This is a genomic window from Clostridium sp. SHJSY1 (assembly GCF_031626875.1).
GTDB lineage: Bacteria > Bacillota > Clostridia > Clostridiales > Clostridiaceae > Clostridium.
Map to the genome: position 1 here is coordinate 1 of NZ_JANDMF010000119.1, position 1558 is coordinate 1558.

1 protein-coding gene, 1 tRNA gene and 1 rRNA gene are annotated in these 1558 nt (G+C 30.0%); all 3 read left to right on the plus strand.

The genetic code is table 11. The features are described from left to right. Positions 1-74 (plus strand): 23S ribosomal RNA (locus NNC19_RS23395); the annotation flags it as partial. A gap of 77 nt (positions 75-151) precedes the next feature. Next, positions 152-226: transfer RNA gene (locus NNC19_RS23400), tRNA-Asn, on the plus strand. Positions 227-396: 170 nt separating this feature from the next. Further along, on the plus strand, positions 397-1446 hold the full coding sequence (locus NNC19_RS23405) for a polysaccharide deacetylase family protein (protein WP_310941096.1): 1050 nt from the start codon (positions 397-399) through the stop codon (positions 1444-1446). The last annotated feature ends 112 nt before the right edge of the window (positions 1447-1558 follow it).

Below are 1558 nucleotides of genomic sequence, written 5' to 3' on the forward strand. Positions count from 1 at the left end.
GGTTGATAGGTCAGAGGTGTAAGTATGGTAACATATTTAGCTGACTGATACTAATAGGTCGAGGGCTTGACCAATAAATATAAAAGTACAAGAATACAACAAGGAACTGTGTGCAATTTTCAGAGAACAGAAAAAAACTCTGAATAAGTATTCCGCGGTAGCTCAATGGTGGAGCACTCGGCTGTTAACCGATAGGTTGGAGGTTCGAGCCCTCTCCGCGGAGCCATTTTTACTTAGTAATAGTATATCTATTACTTTTTTTTGTTTACAAAAGTATTTATAAAATGGTAATATATATTTTTCATTTATGTATGGAGTACATAAATGAAAAGATGTATAATTATTAGTGAAAAAGTAATTAAAGATTAAAAGAAGTTAAACATGTGGAGAAAAAAGATGAAAAAAGTAATAAAATACATAAGAAGAATCGAGAGTAGGAAAATTAATTCTAAAATAACTCAAAAAGGAATTTTAATAGGTAGTGTAACTCTTCTAGTTATTATTGGATGTGGAATCATAACTACTGTTACATTAAGTGGTAACAATGATAAAGAAAAAGTTTATACAAAAGCAGAAAAGTTAGCTGAGAGCACAACATCAGATTCTACTAAAATAGATGGACCTGGGATAGAAGGAAATGTTGAAACTGAAAGCAACTCAAAAACAGAAAATACTTCAACAGAAGAAAAATCTAAAAAAGAAGTAAGTGATAGCAAGTATCTTCCGTTGAGTAAAGATTCAAATGCAGATGATGTAATTGAATTATTTCATACTACAGAAAAATTATTAAAAAATGAAATATCATATCCAGTACGTAAAGATGGGAAGAAGGTTGTATATCTAACTTTTGATGATGGGCCATCTACAACCAATACGCCTAAAGTATTGGATACACTAAAAGCTAATGGAGTAAAAGCTACATTTTTTATCATGGGAAAACAGATAAATACTTCAGAAGAATCAAGAAAAATACTAAAAAGGACAGTAAAAGAAGGACATGCTATAGGAAATCATACCTATGGACATGATTACAACTATTTGTATCCAAATAGAGTTATAAGTGTTAGTAATTTTATGTCAGATGTAGAGAAATGTGACAAAGAGTTAAAAGGTGTGTTAGGTAAAGATTTTTCAACTAGAGTAATAAGATTTCCAGGGGGATATTGGTCTTGGGAAGGAAGAACGAATGTAAAACCTGTTATTGTTGAAAAAGGTTACGCAATCATGGATTGGAATACTTTATCAGAAGATGCTCAAGGAAAATCTAAAAATGCAGAAGAATTGATTCAGACTACAAGAAAAAATTTGGATAGTCTAGGACCGAATGCAGATAGTGTAGTATTGTTAATGCATGATACTTATGGAAAAGAAGAAAGTGCTAAATCTGTTCAAGGAATAATTAATACTTTTAAAGAAAAAGGTTTTGAATTTAGAATAATGAAATAGATATAATAAAAAAAGTTATCTTGTTTTTACAAGATAACTCAGACCGTTGACAAAAGAGATATTTTCATTCCTGAAAATATCTCTTTTGTCTTTACTTTATAAAAACATATAA